The sequence below is a fragment of the Caballeronia sp. dw_276 genome (assembly GCF_018449635.1).
Classification (GTDB): Bacteria; Pseudomonadota; Gammaproteobacteria; order Burkholderiales; family Burkholderiaceae; genus Caballeronia.
Window position 1 is genome coordinate 44060 of the sequence record NZ_JAAVUV010000013.1, and the last position, 21246, is coordinate 65305.

The window sequence follows — 21246 nt, forward strand, 5'->3', positions numbered from 1 at the left end:
CGAGATCACATGAACCGGTATGTCTCTAATACATACGTATGAACGCTGAAGCCGGCCAGGCCGAATTGTTACTTCGCAACGGCTTATCTAATTAGATCTCGATTCGTCGCAAGTTGGCGTCGTTGCCTCTAGGCGACGATTTTGTCCACAGATGAAGACAGAGGCACGATCGCTTTGTAAGCGGCTCGGCTGGGCCGTGTCCTCACGCGCGCGCGGGTGAGGCATGATGGTGATGGCGTGTTGGAGTCCGTATAGATCAAGGGAGATCGTGTCCACGATCGGCGATCATGGGCACGATCCATCCAAATCTATCCAGATCTACCCGATTGAGATTGTGGCGGGGTGAGGGGTTTTAGTTTGTCAGCCACATTCCAAGGCAGCAATTCGTCGATGCGAGAGATCTTGTGATCAGCGATGTGGGTCAGGACGTATTCTAGGTAGGCACGCGGGTTGATTCCGTTGAGCTTGCACGTCCCGATCAAGCTATACATCGCGGCGGCCCGCTCGCCTCCGCTGTCGGAGCCGACGAACAGATAATTTTTGCGTCAATGCAAATATGTGCATTGACGCAATAATGCGCAGCCGCAAATTATGCGGAGTTTGCATCGTACGACTCGTCACGAGCGCCAGTGCGACGCGCCTTGCAGGGATCTGTGGCTTGCAGCAAACTGCACATAAAAAAGATGCTTTCCTGTTTGGGTTGTTACCCATTCAGGAGAATCATCATGATCGGCTTGATTCCTCTTCGACCGCAGCCTCAGGCGTGGTTGTGGCGCAGCGTCCTTTCTCCTTTCGCAGAGCGCTACTGCGAATATCTCGTTGATACCGGCTACGCGGCTCGCACCATCAACATCTACGTGAGGTGCGTCGCGCACTTTGCGTATTGGCTTACAACGCACCGTATAGCCGTAGCAAGTGTCGAAGATCGACTTGTCTGCAGCTTCGTGAACGACCATTTGCGGCGATGTACCTGCCCCGATCCGATTCCGAGGGGTCGGGCAGACGTGAATGCTGCACTTCGGCATTTGCTGGTCGTCATGGGCGCGTGCGCTGTCCCTCGGTTTCTGCGGGCGGAATCGGACTCGGTGCAACAGGAGGTGTGTCGCTTTACTGACCATCTCAAGGACGTTTGCGGCCTAGCCGAATGCACGCGATATCAGCGTGGTCGAATCATTCGCGATTTCTTGCATCAGAGCTTTGGTCGCAAACACATAGACATGGAGCTGCTAACGATTCGGGATATCCGTCGTTTCGTTACGCACTACCCCGACGGGTGCAAGGCTGGAGCCGCTCACGTAGCGGGCGTGACATTGCGCAGTTACCTGCGATTCAGGACCATGCAATATAACGACGAGGTCGAAGAGCTGATCGCGGCAGTACCGAACGTGGCTGGATGGAGATTGGCGGCGCTGCCTGAAACGCTTTCGGATGCAGCGATCGGGCAGTTCCTGAACTCCTTCGATCGCGCGACTGCGTCCAGCTTGCGTGATTACGCAATGGCGCGCTGTCTGGCTGATCTTGGGTTGCGGGCTGCGGAAGTCGTGCAAATCCAACTCGACGACTTAAACTGGCGCGAAGGCACGCTGCAAATCCGTCGCACCAAATCGCGACGGGGCTACATCATTCCGCTGCCGGAGCCGACAGGTCATGCGCTCGCCGACTATATTCGGTTAGGCCGACGAGCAACGACGACCTCCCGCGCCGTCTTTGTGCGGCATTACGCTCCTGCTGACCTTCCATTAGGAACGGGCCGCGTCCACAAGGCTGTGCATGACGCATATGTCCGTTGCGGGTGGACCGACCGATCTGGAACCCATCTTCTGAGGCACAGCATTGCCCGACGGCTGCTTCGTTCTGGCTCGTCGTTGAAGGAAGTGGCTGACGTATTACGCCATCAGAGCATCGACACCACCGCGATCTACACGAAGATCGACCTGCGAAGCCTGGAGGCCGTGGCGCTTCCCTGGCCGGGGTGCAAATCATGAAGCTTCCCGTCAAATCGGCACACACAATGGTATCGCTAGTGGAAACGTATCTTGCAGAGCGACGCTGTCTCGGCTTCGACCTTGCGATCTCCGGGCAGGTGCTGATGAACTTCGCCCGCTTCGCGGATACGGCAAACCATCGTGGTTCGATCACCGAAGATCTGGCGCTCGCCTGGGCACACTCGACGCCGAGCCAAAGGCCCATTACCTGGGCGCGTCGAATCGAGGTAATCCGTCCCTTCGCGAAGCATCTCAAACAGTTCTATCCTGACACAGTTGTTCCACGATGCGACCTGTGCGGGCGAGCTCATCGTCGTCTGACACCACATATCTACACAAAGCAGGAACTCAACGAACTTCTCGCTGCGTCGGCGGCGATGCTACCCGCGGGTTCGATCAGACCGCTCACCTATGAAGCGTTATTCGGTTTGATTGCGGCAACCGGTCTGCGAATCTCGGAAGCCATCAATCTGTCCAGAGATGACGTGAATCTTGCTGCTGGGACGCTAACTGTCCGCGAGACGAAGTTCCACAAGTCGAGGCTTATTCCGTTGCATCCTACGGTAACTCGGGCCATGAAGCGTTACGCTGCCCGCCGTACGCTGGTCGTCGCTACCGAGCCGTGCAACTCATTCTTTGTGAACCTTGAAGGCAAGAAGCTGCATCCCAGTACAGTGCACTGGGCGTTTGGTCGGCTTCGCGAGCAACTCGGATGGATTGCGCGAGGCGACCATGCATTGCCTCGTATCCATGATCTTCGCCACACGTTCGTGTGCTGGCGAATCCTGAAGTGGTATCAGGATGGCGAGAACGTCGACAACCGGATGATCGCGCTGTCAACATATCTGGGACATGTGAAGCCGAGCGATACCTACTGGTATCTGACTGCGGTTCCCGATCTCATGGAAATCGTGAGCCAGAAATTTGCGGGCTTTGCCGAAGGGGTGGGTCATGACTAAAGGCCGCCTGGTTCCTTCCTTCGCGACGCTCCTGCAGGACTTCTTCGTCGAACGGTTGATGCAGCAACGCGCGGTGAGTCCGGAGACGATATCGAGCTATCGCGATGCGTTTCGTCTGTTTCTCCAGTTCGCATCGAATCGCCTTGGCAGGTGCCCAACTGATCTGACGCTGTCGGACATGGATGCGCCGCTGATCCTGGCCTTTCTGCGGCATCTAGAGGTTGAGCGGCATAACAGTACGCGGACCCGTAACGTTCGACTCGCAGCGTTGCGCTCGTTCCTGAAGTACGCGGCACACCGTGACGTCGCGTCGTTGGCCGTTATACAGCGTGCACTCTCGGTGCCGATGAAGCGTTGCGATAAACCTATGGTTGGATTCCTGTCTCGCGATGAGATTCAGCACCTGTTGATCGCGCCCGACCCAGACACCTGGTCGGGCCAACGCGACAGGGTCCTCCTGGCAACCATGTATAACACCGGAGCACGGGTCTCGGAAATCCTTGCACTGCGCGTCGGCGATGTAATCCTGGGCCCGTCGCCCTGTGTCCATATTGTCGGTAAAGGACGAAAGGAGCGGACGGTGCCTTTATGGCGATCTACGGCCAGGCTCATCAAAGGGTGGTTGCCTCAGATCCAGGATGCATCAAGTCAGAGGCTCTTTCCAAATCGGTCGGGAAATGCCATGACTCGCTCCAATGTCGCCGACCGGCTGAGAATTGCCGTAACCCGCGCGAAAGACCAATGTCCGCAGCTCGCCAAACGACGTGTTTCTCCTCATCTGGTTCGACACGCGACCGCCATGCACCTACTTCAATCAGGCGTCGATCTGTCAGTCATCGCGTTGTGGCTAGGACACGAAAGCCCATCGACAACGCACGGCTACATGGAAGCTGATCTGACAATGAAGGAGCGGGCACTGAACAGGATTCAACCGCCTCAAGTAAAGAATCGTCGATATCGGCCACCGGACCGCATCCTGCAGTTCCTGGAGTCGCTGTAATTATGCGTAGTTCGCCGGACCGCGAATCCTTGCGGATCGCTTCGGCGACTCGCCCGGCACCCTTAGAAAGTGACGGACTCCGCATAATTTGCGGCTGCGCATTATTGCGTCCGAGCGCGACACAGCGCAAGGCGTTTTCGGCAAGCACATTGCTTATCTCGGCCCGACCGTCTTCACAGTAGAACGTGAGGGCTGCCCAGTGGTTCAGCGAGTAGTTGATCGCCTTGGCGAGCGCGGACTTCGTCGACAGCGTCGTGAGTTTTGCCCTGATCGTCGTTTCGAACTTAACGAGCAATGGCTTGCTCTTCTCTCGCCTCACGCGCAGACGCTCGTCTGGTTCCTTGCCACGGATGTCGGCTTCTATGCTGTAGAGCTCGCCGATCATCTCGAGCAGCTGCTGGGTATCCGCAGTCGGCGTGCGCGCGTGAACATCATAGACGTACCTCCTTGCGTGATCCCAGCATGCCGCTTCGTGGATCTCGCCGCTTGCGTACAGTTGATCGAACCCCGAGTAAGCATCGGCCTGCACGATGCCGTGGAATGCGGCGAGCCGGGTTTGAGGGTGGATGCCTTTGCGATCCGAGGAGAAGTCGAACCATACCGCAGCAGGCTCAGCCGAACCCGAGCGACGATCGTCGCGCACGTAGACCCAGAATCGGCCGGTCACCGTCTTACCGTTGCCTGGCGCGAGCACCGCGACCGGCGTGTCGTCAACGTGTACCTTTTCGGAAACCAACACGTAGCGCTGGATCGCTTCAACGAGCGGCACACAGAGCTGGGCAATCTGCCCGAGCCAGCGGCCCATGCTGCCGCGATCCAACGTCACTCCATCGCGTGCCGTAATCTCCGATTGGCGATACAGCGGCTGATGATCAGCGAACTTCGACACCGCAATATCGGCCAGCAAGCTCGGATGCGCGATGCTGTGCTCGATCGGCAGGCTAGGCATCGCGGGCTGTTCGATGTGGCCGCAATCGGGGCAACACAGCTTGTGGCGGATCGTGCGGATCACTTTGAACGCGGCCGCCACGCGGGCGAGTTGCTCGGAGACATCCTCGCCGAGCCACTGCATTGCAGTCGCGCATATGGGGCAAGCCGAATCAGGTGTGAGTTCGATCTCGTCGCGCGGCAAGTGCGGCGGCAGGGGTTCTCGCGTGGGCCCTCGATTGGATGGTCCCTTCGATGCTTTGTCTCGTTGTCCTCGCGCCTCTGCCGCCCCTTGGCCGGCCGTCAGGTCTTCCAACTGCGCTTCGAGCTTATCGATCTGCCGGGCCAGTTTCTCGGACTTGCTCCCGAAGTACATCCGCCTGAGCTTGTCGATCTGCGCCTTCAGTCGGTCGATCTCGTCGTCGCGGACGGCGATCTCCCGCACCATGTTCGCGAGCGATGCTTGCTGCTCGAGCACCAGAGCCTGGAGCTCAGCGACGGTGGCGGGAAGCGGCGCATGTTGGGACATGCGTCGCAGTTTACGAGTCTTCTTCGCGGTTTACAACATCGACAGCGCGGCAGTGCGTCGCGGCTGCCGCCAGTCGATGCCCTCGAGCAGCATCGACAGCTGGGCGCTCGTCAGATGGATCTTTCCGCCATCGGCCTGGGGCCAGATAAAACGGCCTTGCTCCAATCGTTTTGCGAGCAACCAGAGTCCGTCATCAGTCGCCCAAAGCAGCTTCACGAGATCGCCGCGACGCCCGCGGAAGATGAACAGGTGGCCGCCCAGCGGATTCTCTTCGAGTGCTGTCTGCACCTTCGCGGCCAGCCCCTGGAACCCGCAGCGCATGTCGGTCACGCCGGCCGCTAGCCAGATACGCGTACCTGCCGGCAGCGCGATCACTTCAGACATTCCTGCAGGAATGCTTCGGTGCGCTCGGCAGACAGGCCGCGAATCTTCACGCGCCGCTTGCCGATCTCCACCTCGATCTCGCACACGGGCGTCGGCATCGGTACGCTGCTCATCGCTTCTGACATCACTGTCGGCTCCGGCGCCCGAAGTACCAATGCCGAGTCGATCACGTCGACGCTCAGCAGTTCCGTGCATGGCATGCTCGGCGCGACGTCGAGTGCAGGGACGGCCAGCTTGCCTTCACGATATTGCTTGCGCCATCCGAACACTACATTGGCGTTGATGTCGTGCCGGCGCGCAACAATCGACACCGACATGCCGGGCACCAACGAATGAAAGGGACTTCCCAGTCCCGAGGCTGCCGCGGAAGCCGCAATCGGCAGCAACGTGCCATGATGAAGTTTCGAACGTTCATCAACACCCACAAGAGGGGAAATCCATGCCTATTGTCACTGTCGGAATCGATCTTGCCAAGAACGTCTTCGCGGTTCACGGAGTGGATGAAGCCGCCAAGGCGGTATTGATCAAACCGCGTGTCTCACGCGATCAATTGGTCGCGCTGATCGCCCAGCTACCGCCCTGTTGCGTATTTCACACCAAGCTGGACAAGGATTTCGCGGCAAGCTGGACAGGCTTTTCACACGAAGCTGGACACGGATTTCACGGCAAGCTGGACAGCGATTTCGCGCCAAGCTGGACAGTAAGTTCGTAAAGTAGCGACGCAGGTCAACCGTGGCACCCTCGATGATTTCGTCGGGGCGTCTACATGGCATTTCCAAAGTTGACCATGCGTAAAATTCGAAAAGCGCTGCGCCTACATTTCGATTGCGGCTTCAATCATCGGGAAGTTGCTCGCGCGCTGGGCACTTCGCCCACGACCGTTGGGCAATATGTTCGCCGTCTGGAGCGTGCCGGCTTAAGCTACCCGCTGCCGTCAGCGCTCGGTGACGTCGAACTCGAGGCACGCCTGTTTCCGCCACCGCCGCGCGTGGAAGGAGAGCGTCCTGCGCCGCACTGGCCGACTGTGAGGCGCGAGCTCGCCCGCAAAGGCGTGACGCTCGATCTGCTCTGGAACGAGTACAAGGCCGAGCACCCCGACGGTTACGCGTACACTTGGTTTTGCACGCGATACAGCGAATGGGCGAATTCGCTCCCGCTAACCTTGCGGCAAACACATGCTCCGGGCGAGAAGCTGTTCGTCGACTACTCGGGCGACAAGGTTGCGATCATCAATGCGGAAACGGGTGAGATCCGGGAGGCCGAGTTGTTCGTGGCCGTATTGGGGGCGTCGAACTACACCTATGCGGAAGCAACTTGGACCCAGCAGAGTTCTGATTGGATCGGCTCTCACATTCGAACCTTCGAATTTATGGGCGGTTGTCCTGAGATCGTCACGCCCGACAACCTTAAATCGGGCGTGCACAAGCCGAGCTTCTACGATCCCATTATCAATCGGACATACGGAGAAATGGCCTCGCATTATTCTGTGGCAGTCATCCCAGCCCGCAGTAAAAAGCCCCGTGATAAAGCTAAGGTTGAGCAAGGCGTGCTCCTTGTCCAGCGCTACATTCTCGCTCGACTTCGCAAACACCGCTTCTTCAGCCTGACCGAGGCAAACTCCGCGATCGCGACACTCCTGGTCGACTTGAACAACAAAGCCTTCAAGAAGCTGCCGGGATCTCGCCGCAGCACTTTCGATAAATTCGAGCGCTCATCGCTGAAAGCGCTTCCGTCACAGCGCTATCAATATGCTGATTGGAAGGTAGCGCGCGTGGGGCCTGATTACCACGTCGACATTGACGTTCACTACTACTCTGTACCGCACCGCTTCGCGCGTCAACAGGTCGACGTTCGATATACGAACGGGACAGTCGAGATCTTCCACCAAGGCACGCGTATCGCCGCTCACGTGCGAAGCAGTCGGCGCGGTCACCATAGTACGGTTAATGCGCACATGCCGCCTCATCATCAAGAGGTCAGTGGGTGGGGGCCGCAGCGTCTGTACGACTGGGCCATACGCATCGGGCCGCACACCGCCGCCGTGATCCAGCACCTGCTTGGCGGCCGGCAGCATCCCCAACAAGCCTATCGCGCTTGCCTTGGCGTCCTTCGCCTGGGCAAAGACCACGGCAATGCACGGCTGGAGGCCGCGTGCTGCCGTGCCATCGATCTGAAGGCGCCAAGCTACCGCTTCATTAGCTCGACGCTCAAGAACGGCCTGGACCAGTCGCCTCAGACAAAAACGGATCAGGCCAGCTTACCGCTCACACATCCCAATGTGCGCGGACCGGACTACTATCATTGAAGAGGCCATATGCTCAAACATCCAACGATCGACAAGCTTCACGCGCTGAGGCTGAGCGGCATGGCATCCGCCTTGACGCAACAGCAGAACAATCCTGATATCGAAGCGCTGGGCTTCGAGGAGCGTTTAGGCTTGCTTGTTGAGCGCGAAGCAAGCGAACGCGAATCCAGGCAGACATCATCGCGCCTGCGCCGTGCCAAACTGAAGTTCTCCGAAGCCGTGGCCGAAGACATCGACTACCGCACCCCACGCGGGCTTGATCGCGCACTCATGAGCCGCTTGCTCACTGGCGATTGGATCCGGGAGAAGCACAACACGCTAATTATTGGCGCGACCGGCCTGGGTAAGACCTGGCTTGGATGCGCGCTCGCCAATCAGGCCTGCCGTCTGGGCTACACGGTGGCCTATCTCAAGATGCCCAGGCTCGCCGAGGAGCTCGCTATCGCGCACGGCAGCGGTCGATATGCGCGAGCACTCGCGCAGTGGGCCAAGACGGATGTGCTGCTGATGGATGACTTCGCAATGGCGCCAATGCCCGACAGCGCTCGGCGTGATCTGCTCGAAATACTCGATGATCGCCACGGCCGTCGCTCAACCATTGCAACAAGCCAGATTCCGGTCGACAACTGGCACGGTGCGCTCGGCGATCCAACGCTTGCCGACGCCATCCTGGACCGGCTTGTTCACAACACTTATCGAATCAACATGAACGGTGAATCGATGCGAAAACTAAAAATTAGTTTGACCGAAAACCAGCAGTCAGAGTAAAAACAGAAACCCCTGCGTTGCTGCGCTCCGACTGTCCAGCTTCGCGCGAAACACCTGTCCGGCTTCATGCGAAACTCGTGTCCAGCTTCCGCGAAATACGCAGCCCTGTCTCATCGGTATGGAAGCTTGCTCGGGTGCGCACCACTGGTCGCGGGTGTTCCAGCAGTACGGCCACACGGTGAAGCTGATGGCGCCGAAACTCGTGGCGCCGTACCGGATGTCAGGCAAGCGTGGCAAGAACGACGCCGCCGATGCGGCAGCCATCTGCGAAGCGGTGACTCGCCCGAGCATGCGTTTCGTGCCACTGAAGGACGAACACCAGCAAGCCACGCTCTGCCTGCATCGGACGCGGCAGGGTTTTATCGAGGAACGGACCGCGATATACAACCGGATACGTGGCCTGCTGTCCGAATTCGGCGTAGTGTTGCCGCAAAGTCCGGAACGCTTGCGAAGAGAGATCCCAACCCATCTGGATGCCTTACCCGGCTGGGCCAGACGATGCATCAGCGATCTGCTCGAGCACGCCGGTAGCATCGAGGACCGACTGACCGAATACGACCGCGCGATTAGGGAGATCGCGCGTGAGGACGAACGCAGCAAGCGACTCATGCTACTGCGCGGCATCGGCCCGACCACCGCAAGCGCATTGCTTGCGAGCATCGGTGCCGGACACGATTTCAGGAACGGTCGCCAGGTGGCTGCATGGCTTGGACTGACGCCTGGCCAGCACAGCAGCGGCGGCAAGGCGCGGCTGGGTAGCATCACAAAGGCCGGTGACGCCTACCTGCGCAGCCTGCTAGTGCTCGGGGCGCGCGCCGTGATCGCCAGTCTGGGCGAGAAGCAGGATCGGTTCAGCCGCTGGGTACGCAGCCTTATGGAACGCCGCGGCTACTGGCGTGCGGCAGTTGCGATTGCGGCCAAGAATGCGAGAATGGCTTGGGCAATGCTAAGTTACGGCGACGATTTCAAGCACGAACCGGCCGCAGCGTGAAGTCGTCGGGCCTGACCAAACACCGACAATCAATGATAGTCATCATGAGCGGATAAACGATCACTTTGCACTGCCAGCGGTGATGTGAAGCGGGTTGGACCCGCGCAAGGCATACCTGCCAGAGAGACGGGGATTTCTATCCCGTCCAACGAATGAGGTCCTTGCGCGCGTCTTTCATCAGGGTCCGGGCCACGGCTCAACATGACCGGTTGTAGTACAGCAGTCCTTCACCTTCTCACGCGCGCCGACGTGGCATTGCAGCATGTATTAACGCGGACTTCGATTGAGCTTGCGCTTAACGGGGAAGCCCTTGTAGTCTCTCTGATCACCTGCTGCTTGAATTTTCGCGCGTACGTGCGACGGGGATGGGCTGCGCCCCCTGCGTTCGACATGGCTGACTGGCTCCGTTGATCTGAACGCCCTCATCATGCTTTGGAAAAGTCAGCATGGCGAAACGGTCGGGCCGAGCCGCTTACATCGCTTTCAGCTCAGCAACCAGGCTCGGACAGTATCGACCGCCTTAAACGGGATGATTCTTATGGAACCGTAATTTTTGGCGAACATCGATTGACCATGAAGGCGCGGATCACATGCGAGAACGGTAGATCACCAAAACAAGCATATCGACGCTTCGTCGGAATAAAGATGGCGGGTCTCACTCCGCGGACGGTTCGACTGTAGGTGCCGCGCATGCAAACAGGCCGCGACCTCGGTGCTTGGCCGCACATGGCGCTGCATTTGCGACAGTCATCGGGCTTTGTATAAAGCCGCTCAACTACCCGCAACGTGTATGCCTTCACGAACGTGATGGTGAACGGGGATCCGAATAATAAGCAGATGTTCGATCGACCGTCTCACAAAGTCACGAGCTTATATTCCATGTCGTTGCTCGCCTAACGTCTATCGACAAAAACGAACGGATACATTCAAATAGCGCCGCAGAACGGTACTCTCATGCTCTGACCGGAACCCTGACGTCACGACGATCTTGCTCCCGCTTACGGGTTCACCGGAAGTACGACCCTTACATAGGCGCCTTTGTCGGCGTTATTGCCCGCCGTGATTCGGCCTCCGTGGGACTCGACAATCGACCTGCAAATCGAAAGCCCCATTCCCATGCCTTCTTTCTTTGTCGTATAAAACGGTTCAAATATCCGATTTAGAGTATCCCCGATCAAACCTGGGCCTGTGTCACGCACAGTCACCGCTAGTTCCCCTTCCGCAGATCGGCTCGACTGGATATGTATGGACCCCGATTCGATTCCTGTGTTCTGCGCGACGGCCTGCACCGCGTTGCCTACGAGATTCATTAGGACCTGCTGAAGTTGCACGCGGTCGGCTAATATTTCCGGCAAATTGTCACCCAAATCGAGCCGTTGATCAATGCGCTTGGTTTGACGTTGTAGATTAACGAGGGGCAGCGTTTCCATAATCACGTCGTTGATCTTAACTAATGCGCGCGCCGAAGATTCCTTCTTGGCGAAGGCGTGAAGACGCCGGACCACTTCACCGGCACGTTTCGCTTCAGCCATCATGTGCTCTATGCTAGTGGTCGCCTCCAGCAAATTTGGTTCCGATCGATTGAGCCAACGGAGGCAAGCACCTCCGTGAGTCACGATTGCCGAGAGGGGTTGGTTGACTTCGTGAACGATTGAAGCAGACATCTCCCCCATCGCTGTGACGCGACTGACGTGAGCGAGTTCCAAGTGGGTCTGCATCAGCTTGTCTTCTGCAACTCGGGCAGCGGTTATGTCAATAACTGCGCCGACAAGCTCGCGAGTCTCACCGCGTCCCTTGACCGGCTTCGCCAAAACTCGGACGAATTTAATGCCCCCATTACGGGTCACGAGTCGGCAGCTAAAATCAATTTCATCGTCATGCACAGCGGAGTGATCGAGTGCTCGTTGGACAAGACCGATATCGTCCCGATGCACGCGTGCCATCGCCTTTTCCAGCGAGGGATGTTCCGAGCGAGCTTGTTCGAAAATTCGGTATGTTTCATCGGACCAATAAAGCGCGCCATTTGAGAAATTGAGGCCGAAGCTTCCCGTCTGGCTTACACGCTGAGCGTTTGCCAAATACGCTTCACTTACTCGTAACGCGTTTTCTGCACGCTTCCGATCGCTGATATCGAAGAGCGCGCCATACCATCGAACGATCGTTCCGTTATCGTCCCGTGACGGGAAGGCGCGAGACAGATACCAGCGCCACCCAATATCGTCTGACCCCATACGAGCCTCGGCGTACCCTTCGATTTGTTTTTCGACCAGCATCCGCCAAATTTCTGTCATTCCCTCACGATCGTCAGGATGTACGCCATCGGCCCATCCCCAACCCATTGCTTGCTGGAAGCTTAAACCCGCACACTTGAGCCACAAATCGTTCGCATAGTCGAGATACCCATCGGCGCGCGTGCTCCATATCGGAATCTGGTCCCAAAGTCCAAGCGTCCCGATGCGCGGTCGCCCATACTCATCGCTGTCTTCGTTAGTCGAGCGACTCTCTACGGCTAACAGCACAAAATTCTGCTCAGCATCTACTGACTCGATCGGCTCTGCTTTAATGAGGTACCAAGCATAGTTCCCATGTCGACCCTTGATACGAGCTTCCGTCTTTGCACCGCTAAAGACCCTTGCTGGAGTGTTTAGCAAGAGAACTCCTGCAAGGTCGTTCGGGTGGATGGCCGCTTGCCAGCTATCACCGCTGGATTCAGTCCACGATAGCCCTGTAAAATCTAACCAACGGCTATTGAAGTGACACCCTCCTCCCTTTTGGTTAACTTGCCATACCAAAGCGGGTAACCGGTCAATTACGTTAGCATCCATACCAATAGGACTCATAGAAGGGTCGTGTCTCGCACATTGATTTTTTTATCCCGCGTTCACTGAACTCGACAGCCCCGCACGCAGCCAACTCTCACGTTCAGTCTGATCAAGATCGCCAACGCGGGCATGATCAATTCCCTCTCAATAGTATCGCTGCTCGTGGTGCTTGACGCTAAGAGATTAATCGATCGCGGAGCTGCTTAAATCCAAAAAACACTGACGATCGCATTTTATCTTTGCTTATGGCGGTGCCAGCGCTTATTTGCGACTATAACCTCAAATATTGAATCGGACCCCCTCTCTCCCGCCGTGACGCCGCGCGGTCCTTGGTCACGCAAGCCTTTCGCCAGAAGCTGAGATTACCCATGCCAAATGCGTTGACCATTCACCCTTCGACTCCGTTGGCACGCATGCAAGGCGTCAAGCAAACATGGTGTTTTGGTCAGCCGCGGTGGAAATTGAACGGGAAGTTTATTCCCTGCTTTGGGACGTAGAGAACTGGCAGCCATGCCGCACAAGGTGTCGGCCGAAGAGCCGTTGAGATCGAAATCATTTTTTGCTGTGACCAGTGCCACGGCCGAGGCATAAGCCATCGGATAACTAAGCTCAAGCGTGAATGGAACAACCCTTCCCCTTCATTATTGCATTTGGATGCGAAACTCGGGCTGCGCTCGGCCGAGGCGGGAACGTGAATTCTGGCCACTCAACACCAACCACCGCCATTATCTTGGACGGTGGTGCCGATCGAACACGGCATTCCATTCGAGGAGGTGCGCGCGAATTTCGGCCAGGACGAGACGGGGCGCTGTGCGAGCCGCAAGTAATTGTTAAATATCTGGCGAGAGCTCACCCGGCGAACCCTATTTTTTCCGCCAATCCGTTCAAGGCCGTCAAGAAGCACGAGATGATCGAAGTCTATAGCTGGGCCACGCCGAATGAGCAATGTGGTCAGCATCAATAGCGAGCCCGTCAGCGCGTACAAGAAAACCTTGAACAAAGCATAGGCCGGTTCGCGCCACCCCACACGCCGATAATGATGTACATCGGAATCAGCGTGGCTTCGAAGAACACGTAGAAAAACATGCAGTCGGCGGTCGAGAACGCGCCGATCATCAGGCCCAGTGTTGAGACAAGAATGCGCACCATAGCTAAACAGAAGAGACTTGTGGATAGAGCCGACACCAGTAGTTTTTCGCTGACTGGTCATACACAGTTAAGAGTGAGCTCTTAGCTGCTGGTCTAGTTCTCTGTATAACTATTAATTGCACACCAGGTGGAACGCCCCCACTCGGATACGTGGGGAGCATCCCATGTTCTACGTCAGGGTTGGAAGACTAGATGTTCTGCTTGATCATATCAAATACGTCCGCCGACTGACCGTTTAATATGGCCTTAGCCGAATATAGAGCCATCCCGTACATGGGGCGCAATTCGATTTTCGGCGGCATAACAAGCGTCATCGGATCGACTTTGACATTCAACAGCGCCGGACCTGGCTCGTTCAGCCATTGAACGACCGCCTGCTCCAGGCCATCCGCTTTTGTTACCGTCCGTCCCCAAAACCCCATTGCCTCTGCGACTTTCCCAAAGTCAGGATTTTGCAGGTCAGTGAACAAAGGGATCATCCCTTCAGACTTCTGCTCAATATCGATAAAGCCTAGCTTGCCATTGTCGAAAACGACTATCTTAATAGGCAGTTTTTCTTGCACTGCCGTCATTAGTTCGCCGAACATCATGGCGATACCGCCATCGCCCGACATCGAAATCACCTGCCTCCCCGGCTGGCATTTTTGAAGTCCTAGCGCCATTGGCATCGCCGCCGCCATGGTTCCATGAAGAAGGCTTGAAAACACCCGACGTTTTCCATTCGTTTCGACATGTCGATAAAGCCAAACTGTAGGCGTGCCATCGTCCGCGCAAAAGAGTGCGTCGCTGGCAGCATGCCGATTGATCAATTCCGTGAGATATGTCGGCGGGATAGTCCCACTGGCAGATGGAACAGCCTTCTCCCTATGTGACTGTATGGCCTTCTCATGTCGCGATACAAGCTTGTCAAGATAGTCGGTTGCAGTCCTCCGTTTAAGGCGCGGGAGCAACGCCTCCATCGTTGGCTGAATATCGCCAACAAGCCCTAAGGTAACCGGGTGACGTCGTCCGATGTGATCCGACGCAATATCAATTTGAACAATTTTTGCGTTCGCGGGATAAAACTGCTTCCATGCGAAGTCCGCGCCCAACAGGAGCAGTGTTTCACATTCAGCGACTGCCTGATAGCCAGCTACGCCTCCGATGATTCCCGTCATTCCGACGTTGTAAGGGTTGTTGTGCTCAAGGGCATCTTTACCACGCGACGTGTGTGCGATAGGAGCCTTCAGCAATTCGGCCGCCGCGAGAATTTCAGCGTGCGCACCACGACACCCTGCACCGCCATATATAACAATCTTTTCGCCCGAATTAAGAATTTCTGCAGCGCGGTCGAGATCCGCGTCGCTCGGCCGGACGATCGGTGCGTTCGTATGGACCGTGTACGGGGTATCGTCACTGGCGGTCATGTGGGCAATGTCAACCGGCACAATAAGCACCGCCACGCCGCCTTTTGTGATTGCGGTTTGACAAGCGATAACCGTCTTTCGTCTAGCCTGCTCGGGCGTGATGATGGTGTCGCAAAAAACCGTGCATGATCCGTAGATTGCCTTGAAGTCCAGCTCTTGCGGAAAGTTGAATCCGATTTCCTCGCTGGCCACCTGTGTTGCGATCAAAATGACTGGAGCTCGATTCCGATTTGCGTCTACGAGTCCGTTTATGAAATGAAGACTTCCCGGACCGCAACTGCCGGCAACTGCGGTTAAATTTCCGGTCAGCATTGCCTCCGCTTCGGCGGCAAACGCACCGGCTTCTTCATGCCGCATGTGCACCCACTCAATTTCGCTTTCGCTGATGTGCTGGGCGATTAAATTCAGCGTATCACCGACGATGCCATAACAGTGTTTTACCCCTGCCGCAGCAAGCGTTTCTACGATGATTTCAGCGACCTTCTTGCTCATGATAACTCTCCTTTCGGTGCACTAAGCACGATATGAACCAATGGGAAAACAACCTTCTTTCTCTGGCTCTAAAACGTAAGCCTAAGAGCCGCTAACTTTGCCGCGGAAAATGTAATACTGGTATAGGTTGTACCCGATCATTACGGGAAAAATCAGTCCGACTCCGATCAGCATGAATACTAATGTCGACGGATCCGATGCGGTATTAACGATGGGAAGTTTCCCCGGGATGAAGTCCGGGAAAAGGCTGATTGCCAAGCCTGCAAACGACAAAATAAACAGCGCAACTGATGCGCGAAACGGCGCTTTTGAACTACCCAGATACAGTGACGCGATCACGGTTGCGAATGCAAACGCGGCACCAACGGCCAATGTGATAAGAAGGTGAAAAATCCCTGCCTGGCTCCATCGCTCATGACCAATGTCACTGGCAAACCACGTTGCAGCGGTTAGCACCATTGCGCACACGACCGTAACGAACGCGGACAGGAGAGCGAGCCGGCGAGACCATTGTTCAAGCGAGCCAACGGTTTTATTCACAAGGAAAGTTGCACCAAGTAGCGAATAGCCCGCTACAACACCGATTGCTGTCACGACAACGAACGCCGTGCTGACTGCGCCAGGGGTCAACCCCGTGATGACTTCGCCAAGGATCACGCCTTGAGCAATTGCAGCAACCAGGCTCCCAGTCCCAAATACCTTGTCCCAAAGGGGACCGTGATCGACGCTGTGGCGGAATTCGATAGCGGCTCCTCGCATGATCAAGCCTGCAATGAGCACCATCACGGGCAGATACAGGTCTTGGAGAATCAGCGCATACGCTTCAGGAAAAGCGCCGAATAAGGCACCACCGAGCACCACTAGCCACGTTTCGTTTGCGTCCCAGACATGACCGATGGTTTGCACCATCACATCGTGATCCTCGCGACGTTTGCGCAGCAAGCTTAAGATACCGACGCCAAGATCGAAGCCGTCAGTGATGACATAGAACACCAGCATCAGCCCGATCAAACCGAACCAGGTGATGGCAAGCATGGTATGAGTCGAGCTGTCCATGTGGATTTCTCATCGATAAGTAAGTGGACTAGTATTCGCTCGCTGACGCTGTTTGCGCCTTGACGAGCGGTGGTGGATTCAGCGTAAGGTCCGGGCCGGCGCGTAGCCAAATGCGCGCAAGGACAGCGAACGTGACTAGCAGTACTACATAGAAAATAAGAAACATCACCATGCTCATCGTGACGGACGACGCCGGTACGGCCGAAACAGCGTCCTTTGTTCGCAGCAGACCGTAGACGACCCACGGCTGGCGACCAACTTCACGCACGATCCATCCGGCCTCAACCGCGACGTAAGGTAGCGGGATGCATAAAACCCAAGCGAGCAGCAACTTGCGTTGTTCAAGCAGTCGCTCTACGTTGCCACGCGTCTTTCGTAGAACATACGCAGTCCAAAACGCCAACGCCATAAATGCGACTCCGATACCCGCCATCACCCGGAAGGCATAATAAAGCAGAGGAATCATCGGCGGCTGGTCGGCAGGCGGGAAATCGGTCAACCCCTTAACCTGGCCATGCGTCGTATGCGTGGCGAGAACGCTCAACATACCGGGCACTTCAATCGACCAGTCGTTGCGCTGCGTCTCCTTGTTTGGCCACGCAAGCAGCGACCATGATGCACCTGTGCCCGGTGCATTAGTGACCCAATGGCCTTCGATCGCAGCGCCCTTGGCTGGTTGCATCTTGAACACGCTGCCGCCGCTTGAATCGCCAAGCCAAATTTGGACCGGGGCGACGAACACCAGCACCATCAGCGCAATTTTGAACGACCGCGCGAAAAATTCCGGATGACGCCGTTTATACAGATTCCACGCTGAGATGCCAGCGATCACAAACATCCCGGTCTCGATTGCCGCAACCCACATATGCGTCACACCCCAGACCATGTCTGGATTGAAGATGGCCGCCACATAGTCAGTGACGATGATCTTTCCGTCTGTGACTGTGACCCCTGCTGGCGTCTGCATCCATGAATTCGCGACCATGATCCAGAATGCTGAGATGCTCGAGCCGAGCGCAACCATTGATGTGGCAAATAAATGCACGCCCCGCGGCACCCGGCTCCATCCGAGAAGCATCACGCCGATGAATCCTGCCTCAAGCATGAACGCCATGGCGCCTTCGAACCCAAGAATATTGCCGAAGAACTGGCCACTATATCGTGAGAATCCTGCCCAATTGGTGCCAAACTGAAACTCCATCGGAATGCCGCTGACGACTCCCACTGCAAAGTTCAGCGCCAGCAACTTGCTCCAAAATCGCGCATGTCGGTAGTAGCTCACGTTCGCGGTACGAAGCCACAGCACTTCGATCAAAACAAGAAAGGCCGACAAGCTAATAGTCAGTATCGGCCACATAATATGGAAGATCGCAGTCATGGCAAACTGCGCACGTGAAAGATCCAGCACGTTATTCAACATGTCACACCACCACGCTTTGCCATTGTCGGACTCCAGTTGATGTGCGGCATAAAAGGGACCTCAGTCAACAGATTAGAAAGTGGTTCGCTGGCAAAGTTACCCACTTGAAAGTGCGGTCCGCATCACCACAACCGCGAATGCCTTAAATTTAATGTGGCAACGGTTCCGTTGATAGAGCTACCATCGGCTACTGTGCTCACATGAACCGGTGTGGTTCTAACACCTATGTATAAGCGGGAAATGGGACCCACTACGGACAGATCTAACTGAATAGACTCGCTGTCGCTCTTGAAGCACGCAGCGCTGTTTGATCGAGGGCTTCAATTCAGCCGAGACTTTCCTTAATAATGTCGCGCGACGTGGCGACCTTCACCACATCATCTGAATTAGCGGCGAGAGCGTGGCTTCGGCGTTTTCGGCGTGCCCGCCTTAACTCCCGCGTGACCTTTCGACTAATTTAGGATAGAGCCTCGCCAGTACTGATGCCGAGAATTGCAGCGGGTTGTCGTCATCGAGCCCGATGTCTCGTGCATTTGTGGCCCTCCAAAAATCGGTACGACGTCGATAGCATGCTTGACAACTTCCTTGGCCTCTTTATGGACCTGTCCCCTGGTCGTCACCACCATTTCTCCGGGCCAATCGACAAGGAAGCGGGTAAAACCTTCTTAGTTTGAATGTAGTTCCAGTATTGAACACGCGATGTAGCAAATCGAATAACTCGAATTAGTCAAGAACTCGGTAACTCAGAGGCGCCGTTCGCCCATCCTTATTGACATCCGATCCGAAGTGAGATCCGACGCGCGGCCCGGTGGCTGTCCGCCTTAAGTATGAGCATGCGCAATCCGAGCCGCTTTTAGTCCGTCGCCTTTCGCTCAATGGTTTCTCGCATTTCGACTTTATGCGTGGAGCGTTGCTCATCGAGGGGCGGCGCGCACCAACTCCGGGTGTGCGGCAACGCGCTAATAAGGCTTCGGTTATTTAAAATGAGAACCTTCCGGTTTTCCCCATACAAAAAGTTTCTGCGTTTGCAACGCTGATGTACTAGCGGCAAAATGAACTCATGGAGCCAACTGATCGCCGCCGTAAACACGCGGTTAATTCGCGTTGCCCAAATTTCCATCACCGCTGTAATACCAATTGTCGACCGCCGCGTGCTGGCATGTGCATACGAACCGGACAATTCAGCCAATACGGCCCAAACAGCCGGATTAATAGCAATCGCATTAGGCAATCTTGTTTCCGTCATACGAGCGATATCTGCGTTGTACGTAATAATCGGGACGAACAGTTAAGCCGAGACTCAGCGGCTATCGCCTCGACACCGTAAGCGGTCCTTTCTCATTGCGCGCCCCGGATGCCAAGACCAGATTTGCCACCGGCGTGCCGTCGAGCACAAAAAAGCCGGGCTTTGACCGATGCGCACATGCAATCGCTGCCACAAAGTGTATGAATGCGTCCCGCAGCCTAACCATCGGTAGCAAATAAAAAAGCGCGCGAATGAAGTCTCCTTATGAATCGCGCCACAGAGCAGTTAAAAGAGCGACCGGTTCCTTGGCTGCCCGTTCAGGTCCGAAAATGCTATCTCGACGTCAGCGGGCGGGGCAATCCGCATAGTGTCATCGATGCTTCGGACGCTTGCATGAACGACATGCACATAAATTCAACGTCGCTTCCGTCCCCTTTTCTCTTAGAATAGCCGTGCTCGCGGCAGGTCGCGGCAGGTCGCGGCGCTTGTATGCGTTTTACTGAAGCACTTGGACAACATGCTCAATGTAACTGCTTGAGCATAAAAAGAACTAAGGTATTTTTTCATGGAATCCATGCATTCAAGTCATGCGTTTGGGGGTGCTGGTTTCCATCGGCATTTGCCGCCGCTACATTCGCTCGAAGTGTTCGCAAGCGCCGCGCGCTGTGGGACATTCAGCCGCGCGGCCGCCGAACTTTTCGTGACGCAAAGCGCGATCAGCCGTCAGGTCCAACAGCTTGAGGAGCATCTCGGTGTCGTTCTCTTCATTCGCCACAAGCGCGGCCTGCGATTGACGCCCGATGGAGAGGCATTACTTCCCGTGGTTGAGAATGCGCTAGCGCGTCTCGCCACTGTTTGTGAAAGTCTTCGCAACGCAGGGCAGATATTGACGTTGAGAATGCCGCCGACTTTCGCTACGCGGTGGTTTTTGCCACTGCTGCCATCGCTGCGCTTGGACATGCCCGAAGTCGACGTGCGCGTGACGACTTATGATGCGTGGGAGCCGCGTTTTGAGGATAGCGATATCGATGCGGCAATAATCCAAGGCCGCGGGGACTGGAAGGACATGGAGGCGGTACATCTGATGTCGGAGCAGCTAACGCCCGTGTGCTCCCCTAACTTGGCCAAAGGCCTTACCGGACCCGCCGACGTCAAGCAGCTACCGCTGCTGCATTGCTTTCCGGTGCAAGGCTGGGCACGCTGGCTAGAGGCCGCTGGCCTTGGCAGTGGCGTACCTCACCGGGGCCAGACCTTCGATACACTAGAGTTGGCGCTTTCAGCGGCGACTCGCGGGCACGGTGTCGCGATGGGAGATTTGAAAATGGTGCGCGAGAGCTTGCAAGATGGGGTCCTTGTCGCACCCTTCGATTTTGTCCTTGAACGAGGCGTGTCGTATTACCTCATATATCCCGCTCAGCGCGCTCAATGGCCGAAGATAAAAGCGCTGAGGGAATGGCTACTGGGGAAAATCGATGTGTAGATTTTCCTATGAGCCCAATAGCGGGCGAGCTTTTAGCTCGCGTGATGTTCGCGTTTGGACCGGTCGGCGAACTGTGTTCGCAGCGACTAGTTTCGGATGGAAATTAACAGCCGCCACGCAGCAGACGTTTAGCCCGCCGCGAGGACGTAATTTTTCAAAGCAAATACGTTAAAGAGGCTCTAACCATCATCCCCTTCATTTCGATCCCAGCGCTTCGGAAGAAGCCAGCTACCAAAAGTCGCCAACTCGCGACCCCAAGTGACGGGTTTACTCCATTTACGGCTTAGCCGGGTCGAAGCGCACTTATGCGTCCAACAGCTGTTGAAA

The 21246-nt window shown here is 56.1% G+C and carries 13 protein-coding genes and 5 pseudogenes; 8 read left to right on the forward strand and 10 right to left on the reverse strand.

What is annotated here, in order from left to right; genetic code table 11:
• Positions 1-308 precede the first annotated feature (308 nt).
• A pseudogene (locus HB633_RS24470) lies at positions 309-545 on the reverse strand (transposase domain-containing protein); the annotation flags it as partial.
• A gap of 180 nt (positions 546-725) precedes the next feature.
• Between HB633_RS24470 and HB633_RS24475 the strand changes: the two are divergent.
• The 3 genes and pseudogenes from HB633_RS24475 to HB633_RS24485 all read left to right on the forward strand — a co-directional run.
• Positions 726-1985, forward strand: coding sequence for a tyrosine-type recombinase/integrase (locus HB633_RS24475; RefSeq protein ID WP_213780702.1), 1260 nt, complete (start codon positions 726-728; stop codon positions 1983-1985).
• Entirely contained in the window at positions 1982-2944 is a 963-nt protein-coding gene (locus tag HB633_RS24480; RefSeq protein ID WP_213780703.1) for a tyrosine-type recombinase/integrase, read from the forward strand. The genes HB633_RS24475 and HB633_RS24480 overlap by 4 nt, the downstream gene beginning before the upstream one ends.
• A pseudogene (locus HB633_RS24485) lies at positions 2937-3776 on the forward strand (tyrosine-type recombinase/integrase); the annotation flags it as partial. The gene HB633_RS24480 and the pseudogene HB633_RS24485, both read left to right, overlap by 8 nt.
• Position 3777: 1 nt before the next feature.
• Here the strand turns inward: HB633_RS24485 and HB633_RS24490 are convergent.
• The 3 genes and pseudogenes from HB633_RS24490 to HB633_RS31005 all read right to left on the reverse strand — a co-directional run.
• Complete coding sequence (locus HB633_RS24490; RefSeq protein ID WP_346730359.1) at positions 3778-5400, reverse strand: IS66 family transposase; 1623 nt, start codon at positions 5398-5400, stop codon at positions 3778-3780.
• Between the two features lie 30 nt (positions 5401-5430).
• On the reverse strand, positions 5431-5784 hold the full coding sequence (gene tnpB, locus HB633_RS24495; protein ID WP_218626851.1) for an IS66 family insertion sequence element accessory protein TnpB: 354 nt from the start codon (positions 5782-5784) through the stop codon (positions 5431-5433).
• A gap of 203 nt (positions 5785-5987) precedes the next feature.
• Positions 5988-6107 (reverse strand): annotated as a pseudogene (locus tag HB633_RS31005) (transposase); the annotation flags it as partial.
• A 116-nt stretch (positions 6108-6223) separates the two neighbouring features.
• Between HB633_RS31005 and HB633_RS24505 the strand changes: the two are divergent.
• The 4 genes and pseudogenes from HB633_RS24505 to HB633_RS24520 all read left to right on the forward strand — a co-directional run.
• Positions 6224-6373: pseudogene (locus tag HB633_RS24505) on the forward strand (IS110 family transposase); the annotation flags it as partial.
• A 177-nt stretch (positions 6374-6550) separates the two neighbouring features.
• Positions 6551-8089 carry an IS21 family transposase gene (istA, locus tag HB633_RS24510; RefSeq protein ID WP_213780706.1) on the forward strand — a complete coding sequence of 513 codons (1539 nt, stop codon included), beginning with the start codon at positions 6551-6553 and terminating at the stop codon, positions 8087-8089.
• A gap of 9 nt (positions 8090-8098) precedes the next feature.
• Positions 8099-8857, forward strand: coding sequence for an IS21-like element helper ATPase IstB (gene istB, locus HB633_RS24515; protein WP_213780707.1), 759 nt, complete (start codon positions 8099-8101; stop codon positions 8855-8857).
• A 31-nt stretch (positions 8858-8888) separates the two neighbouring features.
• Positions 8889-9848: an IS110 family transposase gene (locus tag HB633_RS24520; RefSeq protein ID WP_255581147.1), complete on the forward strand. Its 960-nt coding sequence runs from the start codon at positions 8889-8891 to the stop codon at positions 9846-9848.
• A 998-nt stretch (positions 9849-10846) separates the two neighbouring features.
• On the opposite strand, the gene HB633_RS24525 is transcribed toward HB633_RS24520, so the two are convergent.
• From HB633_RS24525 to HB633_RS24550, 6 genes and pseudogenes are all read right to left on the reverse strand, one after another.
• Positions 10847-12688 carry a PAS domain-containing sensor histidine kinase gene (locus HB633_RS24525; protein ID WP_213780708.1) on the reverse strand — a complete coding sequence of 614 codons (1842 nt, stop codon included), beginning with the start codon at positions 12686-12688 and terminating at the stop codon, positions 10847-10849.
• A 922-nt stretch (positions 12689-13610) separates the two neighbouring features.
• Positions 13611-13807, reverse strand: a pseudogene (locus HB633_RS24530) (proton-conducting transporter membrane subunit); the annotation flags it as partial.
• Between the two features lie 200 nt (positions 13808-14007).
• Positions 14008-15717 carry a thiamine pyrophosphate-dependent enzyme gene (locus HB633_RS24535; protein WP_213780709.1) on the reverse strand — a complete coding sequence of 570 codons (1710 nt, stop codon included), beginning with the start codon at positions 15715-15717 and terminating at the stop codon, positions 14008-14010.
• Positions 15718-15798: 81 nt separating this feature from the next.
• Positions 15799-16773, reverse strand: coding sequence for a cytochrome d ubiquinol oxidase subunit II (locus HB633_RS24540; protein WP_213780710.1), 975 nt, complete (start codon positions 16771-16773; stop codon positions 15799-15801).
• Between the two features lie 28 nt (positions 16774-16801).
• Positions 16802-18193 (reverse strand): cytochrome ubiquinol oxidase subunit I, encoded by a 1392-nt coding sequence (locus HB633_RS24545; RefSeq protein WP_213780711.1) that lies wholly within the window; start codon positions 18191-18193, stop codon positions 16802-16804.
• Between the two features lie 853 nt (positions 18194-19046).
• Positions 19047-19424, reverse strand: a complete 378-nt coding sequence (locus HB633_RS24550; protein WP_213780712.1) for a hypothetical protein — start codon at positions 19422-19424, stop codon at positions 19047-19049.
• 580 nt (positions 19425-20004) lie between these two features.
• Here HB633_RS24550 and HB633_RS24555 point away from each other — a divergent pair.
• Positions 20005-20919 carry a LysR substrate-binding domain-containing protein gene (locus HB633_RS24555; RefSeq protein ID WP_213780713.1) on the forward strand — a complete coding sequence of 305 codons (915 nt, stop codon included), beginning with the start codon at positions 20005-20007 and terminating at the stop codon, positions 20917-20919.
• Positions 20920-21246: the final 327 nt, after the last annotated feature.